This is a genomic window from Clostridium sp. C105KSO13, from assembly GCF_001517425.1.
In the GTDB taxonomy this organism is placed as follows: Bacteria; Bacillota; Clostridia; order Lachnospirales; family Lachnospiraceae; genus Muricomes.
In genome coordinates this window covers 31182-48261 of record NZ_FBWL01000150.1, presented here as the reverse complement: position 1 = coordinate 48261, position 17080 = coordinate 31182, and the positions used below count along the sequence as shown (strand labels likewise).

Below are 17080 nucleotides of genomic sequence, written 5' to 3'. Positions count from 1 at the left end.
AATTTGTCTTAATTGCTCCTTTGCAATAGCCATAATAATAGGCTCCTCTCTGATAAGAATATTCATATTTAATTCTTACCAGATTGGAACCATTTATTACCAAAGACACAAAATTTATGACACTACCGTCCCAGTGAAATTTCAACCGATAAATACGGGGAATAGCAGCAGATGCACGGAAGGGCACCTGCTTACCATCAATCTCAATAGTCTGAATCATACTCATTATGCAGTACCTTCACTTTCCTCAGTCTCAGATGAATTGGGAGTGACCGCAGGTATATAGACAGCCTTGTACCAGTCGTTATAAACAGCGGCGCTTGTGGTATTGCCGGTCTTGGCTTTTACCATTCCTCCCGACAGGGGAGTAGCGTTAATTGTCAGCGTCTCTGTCTGTACCTCACGAGAGTCCTCGTTGGTCTTACCTTCGATACCCGGTCGGGAAGCTGCACAATTATAAAGCACATGACGAATATGCCTCTGATCGCCATCAAACTCGAATAACAGTGCAAAGGAAGCAAGCTCTACATCGGCGTTTTCAATCAATACGCCATTGTCGTCCAGTTGCTCTTTCAAGGCCTCTGTGCGAAAACTTTCCGGAATCATAGCAAACTCCAAATCGCCGTCATAGCCCATATTGTTATTGATGACATAGTAAGCGATACCGTCGGCATAGAAGTTTTCCGGCTCGCCATTGGCATCCAGGGAGGTGGAAACAGCGCCGGGCATTGGTGTTGGTGTACCATAAGAAACGCTACCATCCTCGCCAATACTGAGTAACGCATAATGGGTGTTTTTAAGGTTGTATTTCACCTTGTTATTTTTATCTGCCATTTGTCAGACCTCCATTTCAAAAGTGTATAGGATCTCATAAAGCTTTTCGCTCTCGATCCAGGTTTCGGATTTGTTATAAAAAATGCCATGCTCATCCAGCACGGCCTCAACAGCTGCTTCCATCGATAAATCCTTCAAATCGGTATACAGCTCAATATGAACGTTATTTACTTTGTAATAAACCTTGCCATCTGCAGAGAAATTGTTGCTATCAGGTAACAGATAGCAAATAAATGGTGGGTCAGGCGCTTCGCCCTCGGCAAAATGGTCATAAGCAAAAGGCATCTGAATTTTACCTAATATTTGTAGGATCTCATCCATGTTGTATTATCCTTTCAAGGCCTTCTCGATATCGCTTTCCAGCTGTTTCATACCAAGTTCTTCCGCAGGAGCAATATGCGCTTTACCAGATACCCGGCCGCCACCTCGCTTGGTATGGCCGAATTCTAGAAGATGTGCAAGCTGATAGCGGTTTCTTGAATACACGGTTACTTCCAGCGAGTTGGCGGTTTCTTTGGTGTTATTCACAGACCAACTCTTGGAATAAGTACCGCTGTTCTTAGGAGCATGTTCCTGTATTTCCTTTCGGACTGTATTTCCGGCTTTTTTTACAGACTTTTTCACATCCTCAGTAGCAAGGTCAGCATATTCAGTGAGGCCTTCCATGATGGCATCAGCCATCTCACTGATAGAGACACTTCTCGACATATCACAACCTCTCTTTCTCGCATTTAAATTTCAAAGCATGCTTCTTTAAATTTAAATGGTCAATTTTTACAATGTTATAGACCTCTTCGTTCCAGAGAATACGAAAATTGGTGCTGGAGACTGCCATAGCCTTTTTGCAGAAACGCACTGTAAAGCTAATATCCGAATGGTCAACAATGAGACCAGCGGCAGTATCTTCTGCAGAACTTTTGCCTGCCGAGTCGCTGATGGTTGCAAAGCAGGAATAGAATTCGCTCCAGCCATTTGTGTGATTACTTATTTTATCAACGATGACACCATTTTTCTGGAAATTGATTCGCACATTCATAGCCGCAATATCCATTAAAATCCCTCCTTGCGAATACCAAACAGAAGCGAGCGAAGTGTAAGGGTTAAGTCGTGGTGGTCAGCCTCCTCACGATGTTCGTATAGATAGGCAGCAGCGTACATCACGGCGATTTTAGCATTGCCTTCGGCAGCAAAGGTCTCCATATCATCAGTACGGGCCACATCCATGCAAAGCTTTAACCCACTTTCGAGAAAATAAGATAGTAAACTGTCATCATCATCAAAGTCCACGCGCAGATAGTTTTTAATTTCTTCTAATGTTACAGGCATTGTCTCACCTCTCGCATAAAAAGGCGATGCTGTGGTTAAGCGTAGCATCGCCTTTTCGTTGTTACTGTTTAACCGGCAGAGCCGGACTTCATCTTAAGAATTTTAACTGCTTCAGGAAGTACCAGCTTCCCATCTACACGTTCCTTGGCAACGAAGCCGATCATACCATTACCGGCAAAAAGCTCTTTAAGTTCAGCGAAGGAACGAGTACCACGGTCGCCGATGTTGTAATAGCTGAAATCACCAAAGGCGATAACAGGCTGATCAGAAGCAATGGTAGGAGCATAAGGAGAAGTCAACACTTCATAACCGAAAAGACGGTCTGGTTCACCAGCCTGTGCAGACGGCTGCCATAAATAATTACCGTTGCCATCTTTGAGCTTACGAACAGCAGCTACAGTTTGGTCATTCATGATAAACTTAGCCTTTTTACGGTAAGGGCGCTTTAGAGAATAGACTAAATTGATGATTTCATCTGCCGTGATTGCGGTAGCGGAAGCAGCCGTAACACCAATTTCTCCACCGCCAGTCTCAGCAAAGATTCCCAGCGGCTTGCCAGTTCCATCGCCATTCAGGAAGGCGTCTTCCTCAGCATTTGAAAGTGCCTTGGAAAACATATCGATAATATGGTTTTCAAGCTGGAAGGCGTTGTCATAAAGCAGTTCTTCTGTTACCTTTACAGCAACATGGAGTTTGTGTGCATCAAGGTTAATTTGTGCGAAGGTTGCATCACCAAAGGTCAGAGCCTCACCTTCATCAATCCAGGCAGCGGCAGGTTTCGTTGCGGCAATGTTGATTTTACGCTCGCCGCTGGTCGTAATTGTAGTAGCGAGACCACGGAAGATATTTTCCTCAGTTAGGGCATCAACCAGGCGATGGTCGTATTCTTCCGGGACAAGATAACCGCCATCGGCATCAACACCTTCCTGAAGCACATTACTTACGTTGCGGAAGTTAGAACGAAGGGCAGACATCATTGCTTTCTTATATTCGTCAGAGGAACGACCGGTTTTTCTTTCTTCAGTGTTGCCGGCAGTAGGCTTATGTGTAATTGGAGTTTCCCATGCTTTGTTACGCTTTTCACGCGTTTCTAAAATTGTACTCATCATTAATTACCTCCAATTTTTTATTAGGTTGAGCCTGTCCATGAGGGCGTCGGCTGAGATGTTGCTGTTGATTGGTTCTGTTTTTTGCTGAATTTTGCATTTGGCTGCAATCTTGTCAATCAGTGAGTTAGTTACAGCAGCCTTAGAAAACAGCATGGAAGTCTGTGGGATTTCCACATTATCACTATCTTCACAGCGTCCGATCATGGCGTCTGCAAAGCCCAGCTCGATTGCTTTGTTTGCATCCATCCAGGTTTCCGCATCCATGAGATGAGCCAGCTTAGTCCGAGACATTCCGGTTTTAATTTCATAAGCGTTGATAATGGATTCTTTTACTTCAGCCAGCATGTCAATGGCCTTTTGCATTTCTGCATGATCACCCCATGCAATCGTCGCGGGATTATGAATCATCATCATGGAAACCGGCGACATTAAAACCTTTGTTCCGGCCATAGCAATGACTGAGGCAGCAGAAGCGGCGATGCCATCTATTTTCACAGTGACATTACCCTTATATTCCATCAGCATATTGTAGATTTGAGCTGCGGCCACACAGTCGCCGCCCGGAGAGTTAATCCACACTGTGATATCTCCGGTGCCAGCAAGCAGCTCATCTTTGAAAAGCTGTGGTGTTACGTCGTCATCAAACCAGCATTCCTCTGCGATGGTTCCGTTCAGAAACAGCGTCCTTTCGGGCGCCTGCTGTGGAGTCGTCTGGTTCTTCCAGTTCCAAAACTTCTTCATCCGATTTTTCCTCCTTTCCGTTAGCGGCAGGTGTTGCCGCAAATATTCCTGCGTCCTCCAGTTTGGTCATATTGCCATTGATGAGATATAAGTCACCACCTTGTTCAGGAGGAATCAAGTCAAGGTTTTCTAGTTCTCGGATGTCATTTGCAGACATCCAGCCATTTTGCCTTGCAGTGGCGTAGCCGTTCATTCGGCTCTGATAATCACCACGAAGCAGGCCGTCAACATTGAACTTGATAAAGTAGTGGTTCTTGTCGGTTGCAGAAAGCAGTGAACGAACCATCGCCTGCTCCCAACGGCTGACCCACGGGTCGAGAGTGTATTTCACAAATTCCAGTGATTGCTGCTCGATATTAGAAAAGCTCGACTTTTCCAAATCACCAACCATGTGAGGCGGCACTCGGAAAATTCGAGCAATCTCATTAATTTGAAATTTTCTTGTTTCAAGGAACTGGGCTTGTTCCGGGCTGATGGAAATCGGTGTGTACTTCATGCCTTCCTCTAAAACAGCAACCTTATTGGCATTTGAGCTGCCACCAAAAGCGGTATTCCAGCTATCTCTTACACGCTGAGGATCTTTCACTGTTCCCGGATGTTCTAAGATGCCACCGGGAGTGGCACCATTCGCAAAGAACTTGGCACCATACTCCTCACAGGCAATGGCCATGCCAATCACATTCTTGGCCATAGCAATTGGTGAATATCCCACCAGACCGTCAAAGCCAAGTCCCGGAATATGAAGCACATCGGAGGGCTTGAGCTTTACAACAGTGCCGTTCATAGTGGGCGCATCGTCCTTGCTGGTGTTGTATTGGTAGTAGAGCCTTCCGTTTTCATCTCTGTCCACGGTCATGCGATTAGGCATAAGCGGATAGAGGGCGATGACTTCTCCTTTACCGTTACGAATAATCTGGGAATAGGCATTTCCCCACAAAAGCAGGTGGGTCATCAAGGTTTCACGAAAAACAAACGAGGTCATTTCTGGATTGGGTTCGTCGTGAAGCAGGAAATATAACGAGTGATTGCTTGCTTTTTCTTTGCCGCCTTCGTCGGTATAATGGAAAAGATGAAGTGGGAGACCAGCAATTGCTTCTGCCAGAATTCTCACACAGGAGTATACAGCGGTCATCTGCATGGCAGAGCGTTCATTCACGGGTTTTCCGGAGGTGGAGCCGCCCATAAAAAAACGATAAGAGCTGCCGGAGGTTGCATTGGTCGGCTTGTCTCTTGACCGAAATAATCCGCTCAATATACTCATATAGAATCACGCTCCTTTCAAAATGGCATGAAAAAAGCACCTATCGGCTGATAGATGCTTAAAATATTGTAGTGTTATTTATCGGTTCGTGTATAAAAGGTAGCCTTTCCTTTGCCGTGCCGTTCAATAAAATCTTCTTCCACCAGGCTTTTTAATGAATTTTCAATGGATGCCTTGCCGATGGTAGGGACAAGTTCCATTATCTCACTCTTGGTGAATTTGCCGATTTTTTCATTAATAGCATTTCGCACCTGTTCAAGTGCAGGAATTTTATCATCAGTTAGATTAATTCGGCTCTCAAAATCCCGATAGGCTGAAAGAATAATGCCAAGCAGATATTTAATAAATGGATTTGGATTGTTATTACCTTCATGCCAGTTGATACCGCATTGTTCCAACACATCATAGTACTTGGATTTTGTCTTTTCAATTTTGCTTTCAATACTGATATATCGGCCAACAACATATCCACATCGATAGAGCAGAAGAGTAGTAAGCAGTCGTGACATCCGACCATTTCCATCATTGAAAGGGTGGATACATAAAAAATCATTAATAAAAATCGGAATTAAAACAAGCGGATCAATCACGCAAGAGTCAATTACCTGACTAAAGCTTTCGCAGATAGCCTCAATTGCACCAGGAGTTTCGTATGGGTCTAAGGGCATAAACCGTACAGTTTGTGTACCGTCTGGAGCAGTTTCAGCAATTACATTTTGCGTATTTTTATATCTGCCGCCAATGCTTTTTTCGGAGTATTTGTAAAGGTCACGTTGCAGCTGCAAAATATAGGAAGAGCGAATCGGAATGTACTCGTAGCTTTCGTGAATTGTATTCAGTACATCACGGTAACCCATAATTTCCTCTTCATCTCTATTCTTTGGCGTGGTTTTATCCATACACAGCTGTTGGACTCTTGTGCTTGTAGTTACTATACCCTCAATTTTATTGGATGCCTCTGTACTTTGAATTTTAGCAATTTCAATCAGTTTATCCAATGCAGCTGGTTTTTGTTTTAAATATAGTTCCTGCCGCCCTTTGAACTCGTGAATTTGTGCGACCAATCCAAGAATTTCTGAATCCCACTGATGGTCTTTTAGTGTGGCATAATTAAAAGTTCTCATTCGCCTACCTCCATTCCTATTCGCCTAATCATAGCATTGATTTGGGCGAAAGTAAATGCCACGGGCGAAAAAAGCGCATAATTTAATATGGAAATTAGGCGTATTATTTCATGTTAGGAGTATTCATATATAGAATATCCAAGGCGGATAGAACAATACATCATATAAACAAAATGCCTCTGTCATCGTAGACAGAAGCTCCGGTATCGCTGCCACAGCGGATTGCACGGTCGAGGCCCATGATGGTTGCTACAGCACCGTCGATTTTTTCCGTGGATTTTTCTTTATCGGCTTTGATATTACCAGCAGGGTCAGTACGGATAAAGATGTTATCCATCATCCAGCGCAGTACCGGATGGCCGCCGTGTGCCAGCCTCTGTTCTAATGTCAGCTTCATCAGCTCTTTGGTAGGAGGAGACATGTCTTTGAAGCCCTGACCAAATGGAACGACGGTAAAGCCCATGCCCTCGAGGTTCTGCACCATCTGCACAGCTCCCCAGCGGTCGAAGGCAATCTCACGGATATTGAAGCGTTCTCCCAGCTTTTCGAATCTCTCAATGTAGCCGTAATGGACAACATTACCTTCCGTGGTCTGCACAAAGCCTTGTCGCTCCCACACATCATAAGGAACATGGTCACGCTTGACACGCAGGTCGAGTGTTTCTTCCGGTAACCAGAAATATGGCAAAACGGAATATTTATCGTCTTCATCCTGCGGTGGAAAGACCAGAACAAAAGCGGTGATATCAGTGGTGGAGGATAGGTCAAGACCGCCATAGCAGACCCGACCTTCCAACATTTCTTCATCGATCTTAAAGGAACAGGCATCCCATTTATCCATTGGCATCCAGCGAATTGCCTGTTTGACCCATTGATTGAGTCGAAGCTGCCGAAAGGCATTCTCTTCGCCGGGATTCTGCTGAGCTGATTCGCAGGCCGCTTTAACCTTGTCGAGACCAACTGTAATACCAAGGGAAGGATTCGCTTTCTTCCACACCTTCGGGTCAGTCCAAACATCAGCTTCATCGGCACCATAGATAACAGGATAGAAGGTGGAGTCATTCTTGCGGCCTTCCAAAATATCCTTTGCTTTCTGATGAGTCTCATAGCAAATGCTGTTAGTGTCAGTTCCGGCGGTGGTGATGAGAAAATACAGTGGCTGCATTCTGGCATCACCGGAGCCCTTGGTCATAACATCAAAAAGTTTTCTGTTTGGTTGTGTGTGGAGCTCATAAAAACAACACCGTGGATATTGAAGCCGTGTTTAGAGTAGGCTTCAGCCGACAGAACCTGATAAAAGCTATTGGTAGGCTGGTAGATGATACGCTTTTGGGAAGTAAGGATTTTCACTCTTTTATTTAGCGCCGGACACATACGCACCATATCGGCTGCCACATCAAATACGATGGTAGCCTGTTGGCGGTCAGCGGCACAGCCGTATACTTTAGCGCGTTCTTCACCATCCCCGCAGGTAAGAAGAAGGGCTATTGCATCAGCAAGTTCCGACTTTCCCATTTTCTTTGGTATCTCCACATAGGCAGTATTGAACTGCCGGTAGCCGGTTGGCTTGACAGTTCCGAAGACGTCTCGGATAATCTGCTCCTGCCAGTCAATCAGCTCGAATGGTTTTCCGGCCCAGGTGCCTTTGGTGTGACAGAGGCATTCAATGAAGCCAACAGCAAAATCAGCCATAGCTTTGTTATATACGGAGTCAGCTGCCATGAATCTGGTTGGCATCTATCCACACCGAAGATGATATTAAGCCCAGAGCCGTTGTCCCAGTTTACCAGAATGGAGCCGCTGTCATCGATTCCATAGACAGTGCCCTTGGTGCCGATGGGCGGTGCCTGCTGATCATCCATCTGGAGAAGCTCCACACGGGTACCAGTCGGGTAATGCGGGCGGATGCGTTCTAACTGCTCTTTACTCGGAAATCTCATCGCTTACTACCTCCTTTTTGGCTCCGGACTTGAAGGCGGAAGAGCCGGTCAGATTGCGGAGCAGGATTTTGCGCTCGGTCTTGAATTCATTTCCGATAAAGCCGAGCCGAAGAAGGAAGCAGCGGAAGGTATACTTCTCATTGTCCACCGGCTTTTCTGTAGCGCTGATGCGCTTCTGGTCTTTGCTCATCCTACAGAGTGCAGCAATGAAGTGGGTGTAGGCGTTAGTCTCATCAGGCTCCGGGAGAGTAGAAAACCAAGGGAAGGAAATAGTCTCTTCGGTGATGACAACGGGCGTTGCTTCGATGCCCAGTGCTTTCTTAATGAGGGTAGCTTTGGCGTTCAGCAGGTTGGTAAGGTTCCCGGCTGCGACCTTATCCAGCGGAAGGCTGACCGTCAAGCCGGTTGCTTCAGGGGTATCGTAGGCTGGGGGGCAATCCTCATCAGATTCCTCGCAGTCGATGTCTGGCTGTGGCTGGTCATATTCCATGTTTTCATACTGGAAGTCGTGCGCTGCAAGGGCTGTAAGTATACGCTCGATTTCTTCACTGTCGGCCATGTCATTGAAGGTCAGGTTGCCGTCTCTGGTGATAGTGAAGTAACTAACCTCGTAGGCGTAGGTCGGGGTCTTTTTGTAGACTGTTTTCATGCCGGTGATTTCTTCGAGGGCTTTTACAAAAGGTTTTCTGTCTTTCAAATTATAAGTGACTTTCATGTGGTGTTCCTCCTTCCAACTTTAGTACAAGCAGATGCCAACCACGTAGTCATATTAAATATTTACTGTTCTATAAGAAGTACATCTGGTGGTTGAAGATACCTTAATTTTTTGCAGTGTCTTGGTGATGTTCTTTATCCGCACGGAGACACCAACCAAATAGTTTACGCTGTTTTCACACAAAACATCTTTCAATGATGGCAATCTCAAGGGAGAATTTGAAAGAAGGTGAGGAAATGAAGAAAGCTATTAGTTTAAAGTTGTTAGTTTCGGATTTTGACGGTTGGTAACTAAAGTAAAAAGCAAATGGAGGCAAAACTTGAAATAATAGAAATTATGTCATCCTAATATAGGCAAAGTCTATTGTACATCTTACACATCTTATAAACATAATAATTTAATTACTATGCCCCCACGTCCCCAAACCTCCAGAAGCTTTGTAGTTTACCCGTTTCTTAGTGTAATTTAACAATTTCACAAAGCATTACTCAAGTACTTTGGATGATTCGCTTTTGTGCTTGCGGTATAGCGGAAAGGTATGGTTGAAAAATGTTAAGATTGAAAAAGTTCTTACCAATTATGATGGCTATTGTTATGACTTTTGGAATTAGTACAAATGCTTTTGCAGAGGAAAGCACTTCAAATGCAAATGAGCCTTCAAATGGTACAATTCAACAGATAAGCACTTCGGACTTTGATGAAGCGGAAAAAATTGAATCTCAGAAAATACAGGAAATTACAACGGATAATTTCAGTTTTCCACAATTGAATGTAGAGCCTGATTTAAAATTCGATAGTCAGAAAAAATCTGCTACTGCCAGCAATGCCGCGAGTGAGGCAGCTACAAATGGTATATGGCAGATTAATGACCCAGTATTTGTTGGAGATGGAAACTTAACGGGTTCCTACGACCTATATTTAGTTAATACTTCTTCCAATACAACTGCATTTTTAAAACTAGCTTCTAGCAGCTCAGAATTAATAGCCGTTTTATATAAGGTAGATGCTCAAGGTAATTTGATAAATACCGGATTTGGAGCATATGCAAATGGCAGTGATAATTTTGGAGTATTAGCAGCTGGCAATTATGCAATTGCAATCGGATCTTCCAGTGGAAATGTTACGGGCACATACACTTTAATGTGGAATTGCTCTAATCCTTCCGGAGCAAGCAGCATTATCGACAGAACAACAGATCTTTCGCGAGTCGTTTTATTTTATAGCAATAATGCAATTCGGAGTAATGGTACTAATATTATGACCGATTTAAAATGGGAAGAACATGAAACGTGGTATTTGCCTCTTGGATATAGTGCAAGAGATATGGTAATTGACAGTATAACATCAAGTGGCACCTATCTGGGTTCTTTCACAAGCAGCAAACCTTATACGGCCAATAATGCATTATTCATTGAGATATCAAGAGGTTCATATCTTTACTCTAATAGTTACTATAGAAATGATGAAGGTGAAGTAGTACATGTCATAGATTATACAGATCCTTCTGGTTTAAAGACTCCAAGATGGCTAGGGGATGCAGCTACAGATTTTAATTGGGGTAGTCACTATATTGTGATTGATCTTGATACGTTCCAAGTAGTGGAATTTTTAAGCCCGTTTAACTACCATTACACAAATGAAGGCGAAAGGGGTGTAGTATATGCAAATATCTGGTTTGGGCATGAAGCAGATGCCTTCTTTGTATAATTTTGCAAGACTTGGTCAGTCAAACTCTCGATTAAGTAAAAGCATTGGAGTATCATCTGAGACTACTTATACAAAAGAAGATGCGGTCATTTATCAGTATAATAGACAATACGATATTAACTTTACGATTGACGAGCTTGCAAGCGGCAAAGCTGAGGTAAAGGGCTTTGGGCTGCCAAATTCAGAAGATAATGATGCTTTTTTAAAGACAGTAGAAACCTTCCGCCAAAGTCTGGAGAAAAACGGCCTTGGGAATGAAATCAATTGGAATAGTGTGCAATATGACTTTTCTTCCACAGGTGTTGAACTAAATACCGTTGATCAATTCAGTAATAAAGCAGATTATATTGCCTCTCGCTATGCTGTATTGCAGGATCGCATTCATACCGATTATTCTGGCACAGAGTTGGAAGAGCAAATGGATAAACTGAATACCCTGTTTTCTAAGGCAAAAGAATTGCTTGCAGATTCTTATGTTGATGTAGTAGGCAGTTTTCTGGAGGAAAATGGTATAGGAGATGAAACCGCAAATTTAAGAGATAGTATTGATACTGGAATTAATAATCGTGTCAAAGAATATTCTGATTATATACTAAGCAATCGCAATTATGCCGAAATTGATTCGGATAGCGATAAATGGCTGCTTCAGGATGATGGTTATATGGCAGCGCAGCTACGGGAAAAGATGGATAATTCTCCTGTAATTGAGAAGACATCAGAAGAATTGAAAACAGCGGTGTATTCCCTGCGCGATCTCGAGGTTGCGGGTATCTATGTGCAGCAGACTTCGAAACAGTATGAATCCCTGGAGCATACAGGTTTTATCCGTAACGAGGAAGGCATTGGTCTTAATCTGGCAGTACAATCCATGAAAACCGATTACCTTACTAAAAATTCTGGTATCAGTAATAAGATGGCTTCCCTTATCAATCGTACGTTTGATGGATATATGGAAAACTATCTGGAAAAGATTGATGAGCAGTTAAAGAAAGATGCGAATCATTCGATGATTCCAAATAGTAAACAATTGTATGCTCCCTTAAATTATTCTGCAGTCTACGATGTTTATCAATACACAATGGATCAATACCAAAAGTCTGGTGACATACTGCAAGCTTTAGTGAGTGGAGCGCAGTATGGAAAAGAGCAGTATGATAAAAAAGTGGACAGCAGTATGGCACGTTATCAGAGCAATATACTCAACACATACACTTGGAATAATTTTTTCCAGAGCAGCCAAGATAATCCCTATGCTTTAAATATGAGTGATTTGCAAAAATATACGATAACAATTAATCATTTTAAACAGAGTATTGATAGTGGTGATATACAGAATGTAGATTTAATGCTTGGGAGTAATGGTGACATATCATCAGACCGGCTGAATTATTCAAATATTAACCAGTATGAACAAAATTACAATTGGGAGGCATATGCTTAATAAGCTATCACAAAAAGGGTTGCTTCCCAAAGAGGACAATAACAAAAAGACCTCCTGTTGTAGTGTAACTACGATAGGAGGTCTTGGAATGTCAGGGAAACAATCAAGTAGCCTATAGTCTCTATGTGGCATTTGCATTTAAAATATGATGCGAATTGACTTTGTGTCGGAACACCGATATAATGGAGGCAGGTGATGAAAATGACAATACAACAGCTTTTACAAAATATGCAGATGTCCCGCTATCGTTTATCTAAAATCAGCGGGATTCCCTGGGCAACTCTTTCAGATATTTATTCCGGAAAAACCAGGCTGAACCGATGCAGCGCCGGAACGCTTTCCAAGCTGTCCAAAGTACTTGGACTATCCATTGAGGAACTACTGGCACTGAAAACAGAGCCGGAAATAAACACAGTCACAGGAAAACCAAACAGAAAAACTTATCTGGAATCCGGACTGCCGGAGAGTGTCCAAAAAGCATTAAAAGAATATTTACAAGGAGAAAAGGCGCAGGTGCTCTATCTCGACTGTTTGTGGGGCGAATTATACGGAGCCATTAATTCCAATCTTTGGGCGGGCTTAATTACGGAGGAACAGGCAAGCTATCTGCGTGAAAAATATCTTGGTTCAGAGGGAAAGGAGAATAGCATATATGATTGATTTTACGTCGTGTGAGGTAAATAAATTCAGAGCTTACGGTGGAGCAAATGGAAATAAGATCAATATTCTTTATGAGGGCAATAGCTATATGCTTAAATTTCCGCCTGTCTCAAGCCGTAATAAAACCATGAGTTACACCAATGGATGTATCAGTGAATATCTCGCCTGCCATATCTTCGCTTCCCTCGAATTCAAAACCCAGGAAACATTGCTTGGGACCTATACTGATCCGCGTGGGAAGGAAAAGATCGTGGTGGCCTGCGGAGATTTTACCGAAAGCGGTAAAAGACTTATTGAGTTTGCCCATCTGAAGAATACCTGTATCAGCAGTGAACAAAATGGGTATGGCACAGAGCTCTCCTCCATCCTACAGGCAATAGACGAGCAGACACTTCTGCCTCCAGACCAGCTTCGGTATTTCTTTTGGGATATGTTTATTGCGGATGCGCTGCTCGGCAATTTTGACAGGCACAACGGCAATTGGGGCATTCTTGTAGATGAACAGTCAAAGACAGCTGAAATTGCTCCTGTTTACGATTGTGGTTCCTGCCTTTACCCGCAGCTTGCAGCCATGGATATGGAAACGGTTTTGAATAGTGAAGATGAGATTGACAGACGGGTATATGTTTTCCCCGCCTCGTCTGTTGAAGAAGATGGAAAGAAGATTTCCTACTTTGAATTTATTTCATCTCTGAAAAATCCAGACTGCACGGCTGCCTTGAAAAGAATTTCCGCACGGATTGATATGGAACAAATACGCAAGCTCATTAATGAAACACCGACACTGCTTCCAATACAAAAGGAGTTTTATAGTGTAATGATTTCAGAGCGAAAAGCAAAGATCCTTGATTATAGTATAGGACAGCTCATGAAACTGAACGGGCAGGAGCAAGAGGAAAATCAAAGCCTTGGTCAGCAGTTTACCATGTGACATAAATGCCCTATAAAAAGAAATGTGCTCTTTACGAGGAGAGTAAAATGGGAAAGAGAAAAATTCAAGGTCTCTACTGCAAAATATGTGGGCAGCGTAAATCGAATGAGAGCTTTTCAGGAACAGGACATGCAAATCATAATTGCAAGAGCTGTTCACGGTTATCCTCTGTGGAACAAGCGGAAGCTATTAAAATAAACCGTTTAATAAGCCTGCCTTGCCGCCGCCTTACTGAGGAAGATCAAAAGTGGCTGAAAAATCGCACAAAAGATTTTAGTGAAGAAGTACGGACTGTAGCACGAGAGATATATAAACAATGTTTTCCATATGCTGAAAGGAACAGCAGAAAAAAACAGCTTTCTGTCAGTGAACTGGAGTTTGTAGTGAACACCAGCGTTTGGGATGAGTTGGGTGATGAAATTCCGGTTCACTCTCGTTTTCATTTGAAGAAAGATAAGCCGGTAATTTCTATGCAGTCATTGTATGGTCCTCCTGAAAAGCTAAACGCAGAATTATGTCCAGGTGAGTTTAGCAAGCTGCTGAAAGCATTAATAAATTATTATGAGATTTTTTGCTGGAATGAGGATTACTCATTTAATGAATATGACGATGCAGATCATGAACTTGGAGCAGCCGAATCATCTGATTTAGATTTTTTTGATTGTGAGAAGACTACTGCTAATAATGATCCTACCTGGTGTGTGGTTATAAGGTATGGAGATGATACGGAACAAAGCATTATGGGATTACAAGAATATTTACCTGACAAAGTTGAAGAACTATTCTGGAATTTATTCCAATATTTTTATGAGGAAGAAAATGATTTTAAGGAGTAAGGCTGTTGTGCTTACTGTCCCGCATTTAAGTAAGAAATTGTAACGAATAAAGCCTTCAAAACTGAAAAGTAGTTTGAAGGTTTTATTGCTTACAATTTTAAAGAGTCAAAGTGTAAAGCAATTATTTTCCTAATCCTCCCATTACAACAGGAACATATTTGCGTGAAAAATTTTAAGGATCAGGGTAGTGTCCAAAAGAAAACATGTAGCTCATGGTGGGAACGTTATCCTGCGTTGCTTGCCGCAACGATTAATTTTGAGGTATTGTAAGGGGAGTTAAGGAGGAAAAAATATGTTTAGTGATAATCTTAAAAGTCTTCGTAAACAAAAGGGACTTTCACAAGAAGAATTGGCGGAACGATTACATGTTGTGCGTCAAACAATATCTAAATGGGAAAAAGGTCTTTCGGTTCCTGATGCAGACTTGCTTATTCGGATTGCTGATATTTTTGAGATATCAGTAAGCGAACTTCTTGGTGATGCAGTAGAAACTACCGAGGAAAAAAATATTATTGCACAAAAGCTGGAACAGCTTAATGCACTGTTGGCAGAAAGAAACAGACGTAATCGCCGTATTTGGAAAGGAATTGTGATTGTATTAATTTCTATTCTTGTGATTACATTATTGTTAATCGTATTGAGTATCCCTGTGTATAAGAGTTTTACGGTTGGCCCCGCCACTTCAGAACAAGTGGAACAAATAATAAATCCATAAATCAGCACTCAAACTATTTGTAGGAGTAGCTTAATTATTATTGGACTGCATACAGGTTAGGCTATGGCTCTTTGAGTCGGAAATCCGCCTATGGGCGTACGATTTCAAATGAAAATTGAACTCGGAAAGGCGTTTTTTAGAAGATAAAAGCCGCCTCCAAGGGGGTACCAGCGCCGAGGCCCATACTTTTTGTAGCCTCAAGGCATGTGGAGACGGTAGTCAAGTTGGTTAGAAAAACACCCGATACATATATCGACATTACCATTGATATGGATGAACTGGATTTGACTGCTTCGGAGGCGAAAGCAACTTATCAGAAAATTAAGGATTACATTAAGGAAAAGTATGATGTAAAGGTATCTTCTCTGTATATCGCACAGGTAAAGCAAAAGTACGGAATTATCGAAAGAGAGAATTACAATACAGCCAAGTCGGAAAATGCAAAACAGCCACAATGTCCGCCAGAGAAAGAAAAGTTGATTGAAGAAGCACTACGGCATTTTAAGATGCTTTCGTAGTTTGCTAAAAAGGAGGTTAATTATGGCAAAAGATTTGACAAATTCAAGGTTCATCTTTGGGTAGATTGGATGAATGTCCATTTCGCTCATGTAGCGGCGTGCTTTCCGGCGGCCACCATGATAACAACGAAGCTTCAACTGTGCTGACATCTGCCTGGCACCCCAGGTCGGATTATCTGTGTGAAGGTGATCAATGATCTCTTTACAAGCCAGTTCTTCCTCTGATACAGGCGTTCCTTTGTAATAAATGCTGGTGCGGTTGATATCCAGGAGCTTTGCCCCGACAGAAGCAGGTAATTCTTTAGTCGTCAAAAGGTTTTGGACTAAACTTACTCTCGTAGTCAGGTCCACAAACTTCTTCAGATTTTTTTTGAGCCAGTCAACCTGCATGGTTAACTGCCCAACCTTTTTGGCATACTCCGACTTCTCTTTGCGTTCTTCTGCAAGCGTATCTTTGAGGTTTTCCTCTCGCTTGTCGTCAAATGCTGCAGAAGCGTTGTTTAGGAATTCTTTCTTCCAGTTACGGAGTAAGTTGGGTTGAATATTATTTTCAGTTGCAAGGGTATTGAGATCTTTCTCTCCCTTAAGTAACTCAATCACAAGGTCTGATTTAAATTTGGCACTAAAGTTTCTTCTTTGTCTGGACATAGCAATGAATCCTTTCTTTCATACTGATTTTAGTATATCAGATTCATTAAAATCTGTCTGGGAAAGTGTCTTAATTTATGAGACCATTATACCAATGTATAAACAACTAAATTTGACAGTTCGGCATTAAGTTCAGTAAAGCACCAAATCGTTGGCAGGCCGTTATAAAACAGATAAGTGCTAAGAGCTCCGAAATCTCACTTTCTGTAAATACTTCTTTTAACGCACTGAATTCACTATCACTCATATGTATTTCTTTACTGGAAAGGTCTGCGACATGAGCCGCCAATTGTGTCTGGGCATCCATTATGATATCTGAAGGAGTTCCTTTGGCTTTGCAATACTCACATCCGTTATTAAAGGCCAAAGTGCGCCGAACCTCCTCTTTCAATTCTGCGGAAAATGTACTGCTGGAATAAAAGCAATCTTCCAGAGAAGTCCACTTCTCCAAAATGTTTTTATTATGTCCTAATAATTGCTGAAAAGGTGTAGACCCGTTCTGCGAAAAAGAGATCTTTTCCATTTTTGCTCCTCCTTAAAATAATATTTTAAATTGACAAAATAATTATAACAG

The 17080-nt window shown here is 42.3% G+C and carries 19 protein-coding genes and 3 pseudogenes; 7 read left to right on the top strand and 15 right to left on the bottom strand.

Going from position 1 to position 17080, the window contains the following annotated elements; all coding sequences use genetic code 11:
* From BN3456_RS03525 to BN3456_RS03465, 13 genes and pseudogenes are all read right to left on the bottom strand, one after another.
* Positions 1-226 (bottom strand): annotated as a pseudogene (locus BN3456_RS03525) (hypothetical protein); the annotation flags it as partial.
* Positions 226-834: a major tail protein gene (locus BN3456_RS03520; RefSeq protein ID WP_089982766.1), complete on the bottom strand. Its 609-nt coding sequence runs from the start codon at positions 832-834 to the stop codon at positions 226-228. The pseudogene BN3456_RS03525 and the gene BN3456_RS03520, both read right to left, overlap by 1 nt.
* Before the next feature lie 3 nt (positions 835-837).
* Positions 838-1155: a hypothetical protein gene (locus tag BN3456_RS03515; protein ID WP_089982765.1), complete on the bottom strand. Its 318-nt coding sequence runs from the start codon at positions 1153-1155 to the stop codon at positions 838-840.
* A gap of 6 nt (positions 1156-1161) precedes the next feature.
* Positions 1162-1542 (bottom strand): HK97 gp10 family phage protein, encoded by a 381-nt coding sequence (locus BN3456_RS03510; protein WP_089982764.1) that lies wholly within the window; start codon positions 1540-1542, stop codon positions 1162-1164.
* A 1-nt stretch (position 1543) separates the two neighbouring features.
* Complete coding sequence (locus BN3456_RS03505; protein ID WP_089982763.1) at positions 1544-1885, bottom strand: phage head closure protein; 342 nt, start codon at positions 1883-1885, stop codon at positions 1544-1546.
* Positions 1885-2160, bottom strand: coding sequence for a head-tail connector protein (locus tag BN3456_RS03500; RefSeq protein WP_089982762.1), 276 nt, complete (start codon positions 2158-2160; stop codon positions 1885-1887). The genes BN3456_RS03505 and BN3456_RS03500 overlap by 1 nt, the downstream gene beginning before the upstream one ends.
* 68 nt (positions 2161-2228) lie before the next feature.
* Positions 2229-3266, bottom strand: coding sequence for a phage major capsid protein (locus BN3456_RS03495; RefSeq protein ID WP_089982769.1), 1038 nt, complete (start codon positions 3264-3266; stop codon positions 2229-2231).
* A 6-nt stretch (positions 3267-3272) separates the two neighbouring features.
* Positions 3273-4010 (bottom strand): head maturation protease, ClpP-related, encoded by a 738-nt coding sequence (locus BN3456_RS03490; RefSeq protein ID WP_089982761.1) that lies wholly within the window; start codon positions 4008-4010, stop codon positions 3273-3275.
* A complete protein-coding gene (locus BN3456_RS03485; protein ID WP_089982760.1) occupies positions 3910-5271 on the bottom strand; it encodes a phage portal protein in 1362 nt (453 codons plus the stop codon). Before BN3456_RS03485 ends, BN3456_RS03490 begins: the two co-directional genes overlap by 101 nt.
* A gap of 74 nt (positions 5272-5345) precedes the next feature.
* The gene (locus tag BN3456_RS03480; RefSeq protein WP_089982759.1) at positions 5346-6395 is read right to left on the bottom strand and encodes a Fic family protein; all 1050 of its coding nucleotides are present in this window, start codon (positions 6393-6395) and stop codon (positions 5346-5348) included.
* Between the two features lie 160 nt (positions 6396-6555).
* Positions 6556-8132: pseudogene (locus BN3456_RS03475) on the bottom strand (terminase TerL endonuclease subunit).
* 2 nt (positions 8133-8134) lie between these two features.
* Positions 8135-8335: pseudogene (locus tag BN3456_RS03470) on the bottom strand (DUF4314 domain-containing protein); the annotation flags it as partial.
* Positions 8319-9050 carry a virulence protein gene (locus BN3456_RS03465; protein WP_089982758.1) on the bottom strand — a complete coding sequence of 244 codons (732 nt, stop codon included), beginning with the start codon at positions 9048-9050 and terminating at the stop codon, positions 8319-8321. The gene BN3456_RS03465 and the pseudogene BN3456_RS03470, both read right to left, overlap by 17 nt.
* A 549-nt stretch (positions 9051-9599) precedes the next feature.
* Here BN3456_RS03465 and BN3456_RS03460 point away from each other — a divergent pair.
* The 7 genes from BN3456_RS03460 (at position 9600) to BN3456_RS03430 (ending at position 15858) form a co-directional block, all read left to right on the top strand.
* Positions 9600-10757, top strand: a complete 1158-nt coding sequence (locus BN3456_RS03460) for a hypothetical protein (protein ID WP_141654490.1) — start codon at positions 9600-9602, stop codon at positions 10755-10757.
* The gene (locus BN3456_RS03455) at positions 10711-12198 is read left to right on the top strand and encodes a hypothetical protein (protein WP_141654489.1); all 1488 of its coding nucleotides are present in this window, start codon (positions 10711-10713) and stop codon (positions 12196-12198) included. Before BN3456_RS03460 ends, BN3456_RS03455 begins: the two co-directional genes overlap by 47 nt.
* Before the next feature lie 201 nt (positions 12199-12399).
* Positions 12400-12858, top strand: a complete 459-nt coding sequence (locus BN3456_RS03450) for a helix-turn-helix domain-containing protein (RefSeq protein ID WP_089982768.1) — start codon at positions 12400-12402, stop codon at positions 12856-12858.
* Positions 12851-13789, top strand: a complete 939-nt coding sequence (locus tag BN3456_RS03445; RefSeq protein WP_089982755.1) for a HipA domain-containing protein — start codon at positions 12851-12853, stop codon at positions 13787-13789. Before BN3456_RS03450 ends, BN3456_RS03445 begins: the two co-directional genes overlap by 8 nt.
* Before the next feature lie 170 nt (positions 13790-13959).
* Positions 13960-14625, top strand: a complete 666-nt coding sequence (locus BN3456_RS16205) for a hypothetical protein (RefSeq protein ID WP_242862792.1) — start codon at positions 13960-13962, stop codon at positions 14623-14625.
* A gap of 292 nt (positions 14626-14917) precedes the next feature.
* On the top strand, positions 14918-15340 hold the full coding sequence (locus BN3456_RS03435; RefSeq protein WP_089982754.1) for a helix-turn-helix domain-containing protein: 423 nt from the start codon (positions 14918-14920) through the stop codon (positions 15338-15340).
* A 224-nt stretch (positions 15341-15564) separates the two neighbouring features.
* Entirely contained in the window at positions 15565-15858 is a 294-nt protein-coding gene (locus tag BN3456_RS03430; protein WP_242862791.1) for a 23S rRNA methyltransferase, read from the top strand.
* Here BN3456_RS03430 and BN3456_RS03425 read toward each other — a convergent pair.
* Together BN3456_RS03425 and BN3456_RS03420 are read right to left on the bottom strand one after the other, a co-directional pair.
* Positions 15832-16506, bottom strand: a complete 675-nt coding sequence (locus BN3456_RS03425) for a transposase (protein WP_242862790.1) — start codon at positions 16504-16506, stop codon at positions 15832-15834. The genes BN3456_RS03430 and BN3456_RS03425 overlap by 27 nt on opposite strands.
* 106 nt (positions 16507-16612) lie before the next feature.
* Entirely contained in the window at positions 16613-17029 is a 417-nt protein-coding gene (locus BN3456_RS03420) for a carboxymuconolactone decarboxylase family protein (protein WP_089982752.1), read from the bottom strand.
* Positions 17030-17080 lie beyond the last annotated feature (51 nt).

What these genes read in the sequence shown, in the direction of transcription:
- BN3456_RS03485 (WP_089982760.1), bottom strand. Translation starts at nt 5,271, where the DNA reads ATGAGTATATTGAGCGGATTATTTCGGTCAAGAGACAAGCCGACCAAT.
- BN3456_RS03465 (WP_089982758.1), bottom strand. Translation starts at nt 9,050, where the DNA reads ATGAAAGTCACTTATAATTTGAAAGACAGAAAACCTTTTGTAAAAGCC.
- BN3456_RS03435 (WP_089982754.1), top strand. Translation starts at nt 14,918, where the DNA reads ATGTTTAGTGATAATCTTAAAAGTCTTCGTAAACAAAAGGGACTTTCA.
- BN3456_RS03455 (WP_141654489.1), top strand. Translation starts at nt 10,711, where the DNA reads ATGCAAATATCTGGTTTGGGCATGAAGCAGATGCCTTCTTTGTATAAT.
- BN3456_RS03510 (WP_089982764.1), bottom strand. Translation starts at nt 1,542, where the DNA reads ATGTCGAGAAGTGTCTCTATCAGTGAGATGGCTGATGCCATCATGGAA.
- BN3456_RS03500 (WP_089982762.1), bottom strand. Translation starts at nt 2,160, where the DNA reads ATGCCTGTAACATTAGAAGAAATTAAAAACTATCTGCGCGTGGACTTT.
- BN3456_RS03450 (WP_089982768.1), top strand. Translation starts at nt 12,400, where the DNA reads ATGACAATACAACAGCTTTTACAAAATATGCAGATGTCCCGCTATCGT.
- BN3456_RS03495 (WP_089982769.1), bottom strand. Translation starts at nt 3,266, where the DNA reads ATGAGTACAATTTTAGAAACGCGTGAAAAGCGTAACAAAGCATGGGAA.
- BN3456_RS03445 (WP_089982755.1), top strand. Translation starts at nt 12,851, where the DNA reads ATGATTGATTTTACGTCGTGTGAGGTAAATAAATTCAGAGCTTACGGT.
- BN3456_RS03480 (WP_089982759.1), bottom strand. Translation starts at nt 6,395, where the DNA reads ATGAGAACTTTTAATTATGCCACACTAAAAGACCATCAGTGGGATTCA.
- BN3456_RS03505 (WP_089982763.1), bottom strand. Translation starts at nt 1,885, where the DNA reads ATGGATATTGCGGCTATGAATGTGCGAATCAATTTCCAGAAAAATGGT.
- BN3456_RS03515 (WP_089982765.1), bottom strand. Translation starts at nt 1,155, where the DNA reads ATGGATGAGATCCTACAAATATTAGGTAAAATTCAGATGCCTTTTGCT.
- BN3456_RS03520 (WP_089982766.1), bottom strand. Translation starts at nt 834, where the DNA reads ATGGCAGATAAAAATAACAAGGTGAAATACAACCTTAAAAACACCCAT.
- BN3456_RS03460 (WP_141654490.1), top strand. Translation starts at nt 9,600, where the DNA reads ATGTTAAGATTGAAAAAGTTCTTACCAATTATGATGGCTATTGTTATG.
- BN3456_RS03420 (WP_089982752.1), bottom strand. Translation starts at nt 17,029, where the DNA reads ATGGAAAAGATCTCTTTTTCGCAGAACGGGTCTACACCTTTTCAGCAA.
- BN3456_RS03425 (WP_242862790.1), bottom strand. Translation starts at nt 16,506, where the DNA reads ATGTCCAGACAAAGAAGAAACTTTAGTGCCAAATTTAAATCAGACCTT.
- BN3456_RS03490 (WP_089982761.1), bottom strand. Translation starts at nt 4,010, where the DNA reads ATGAAGAAGTTTTGGAACTGGAAGAACCAGACGACTCCACAGCAGGCG.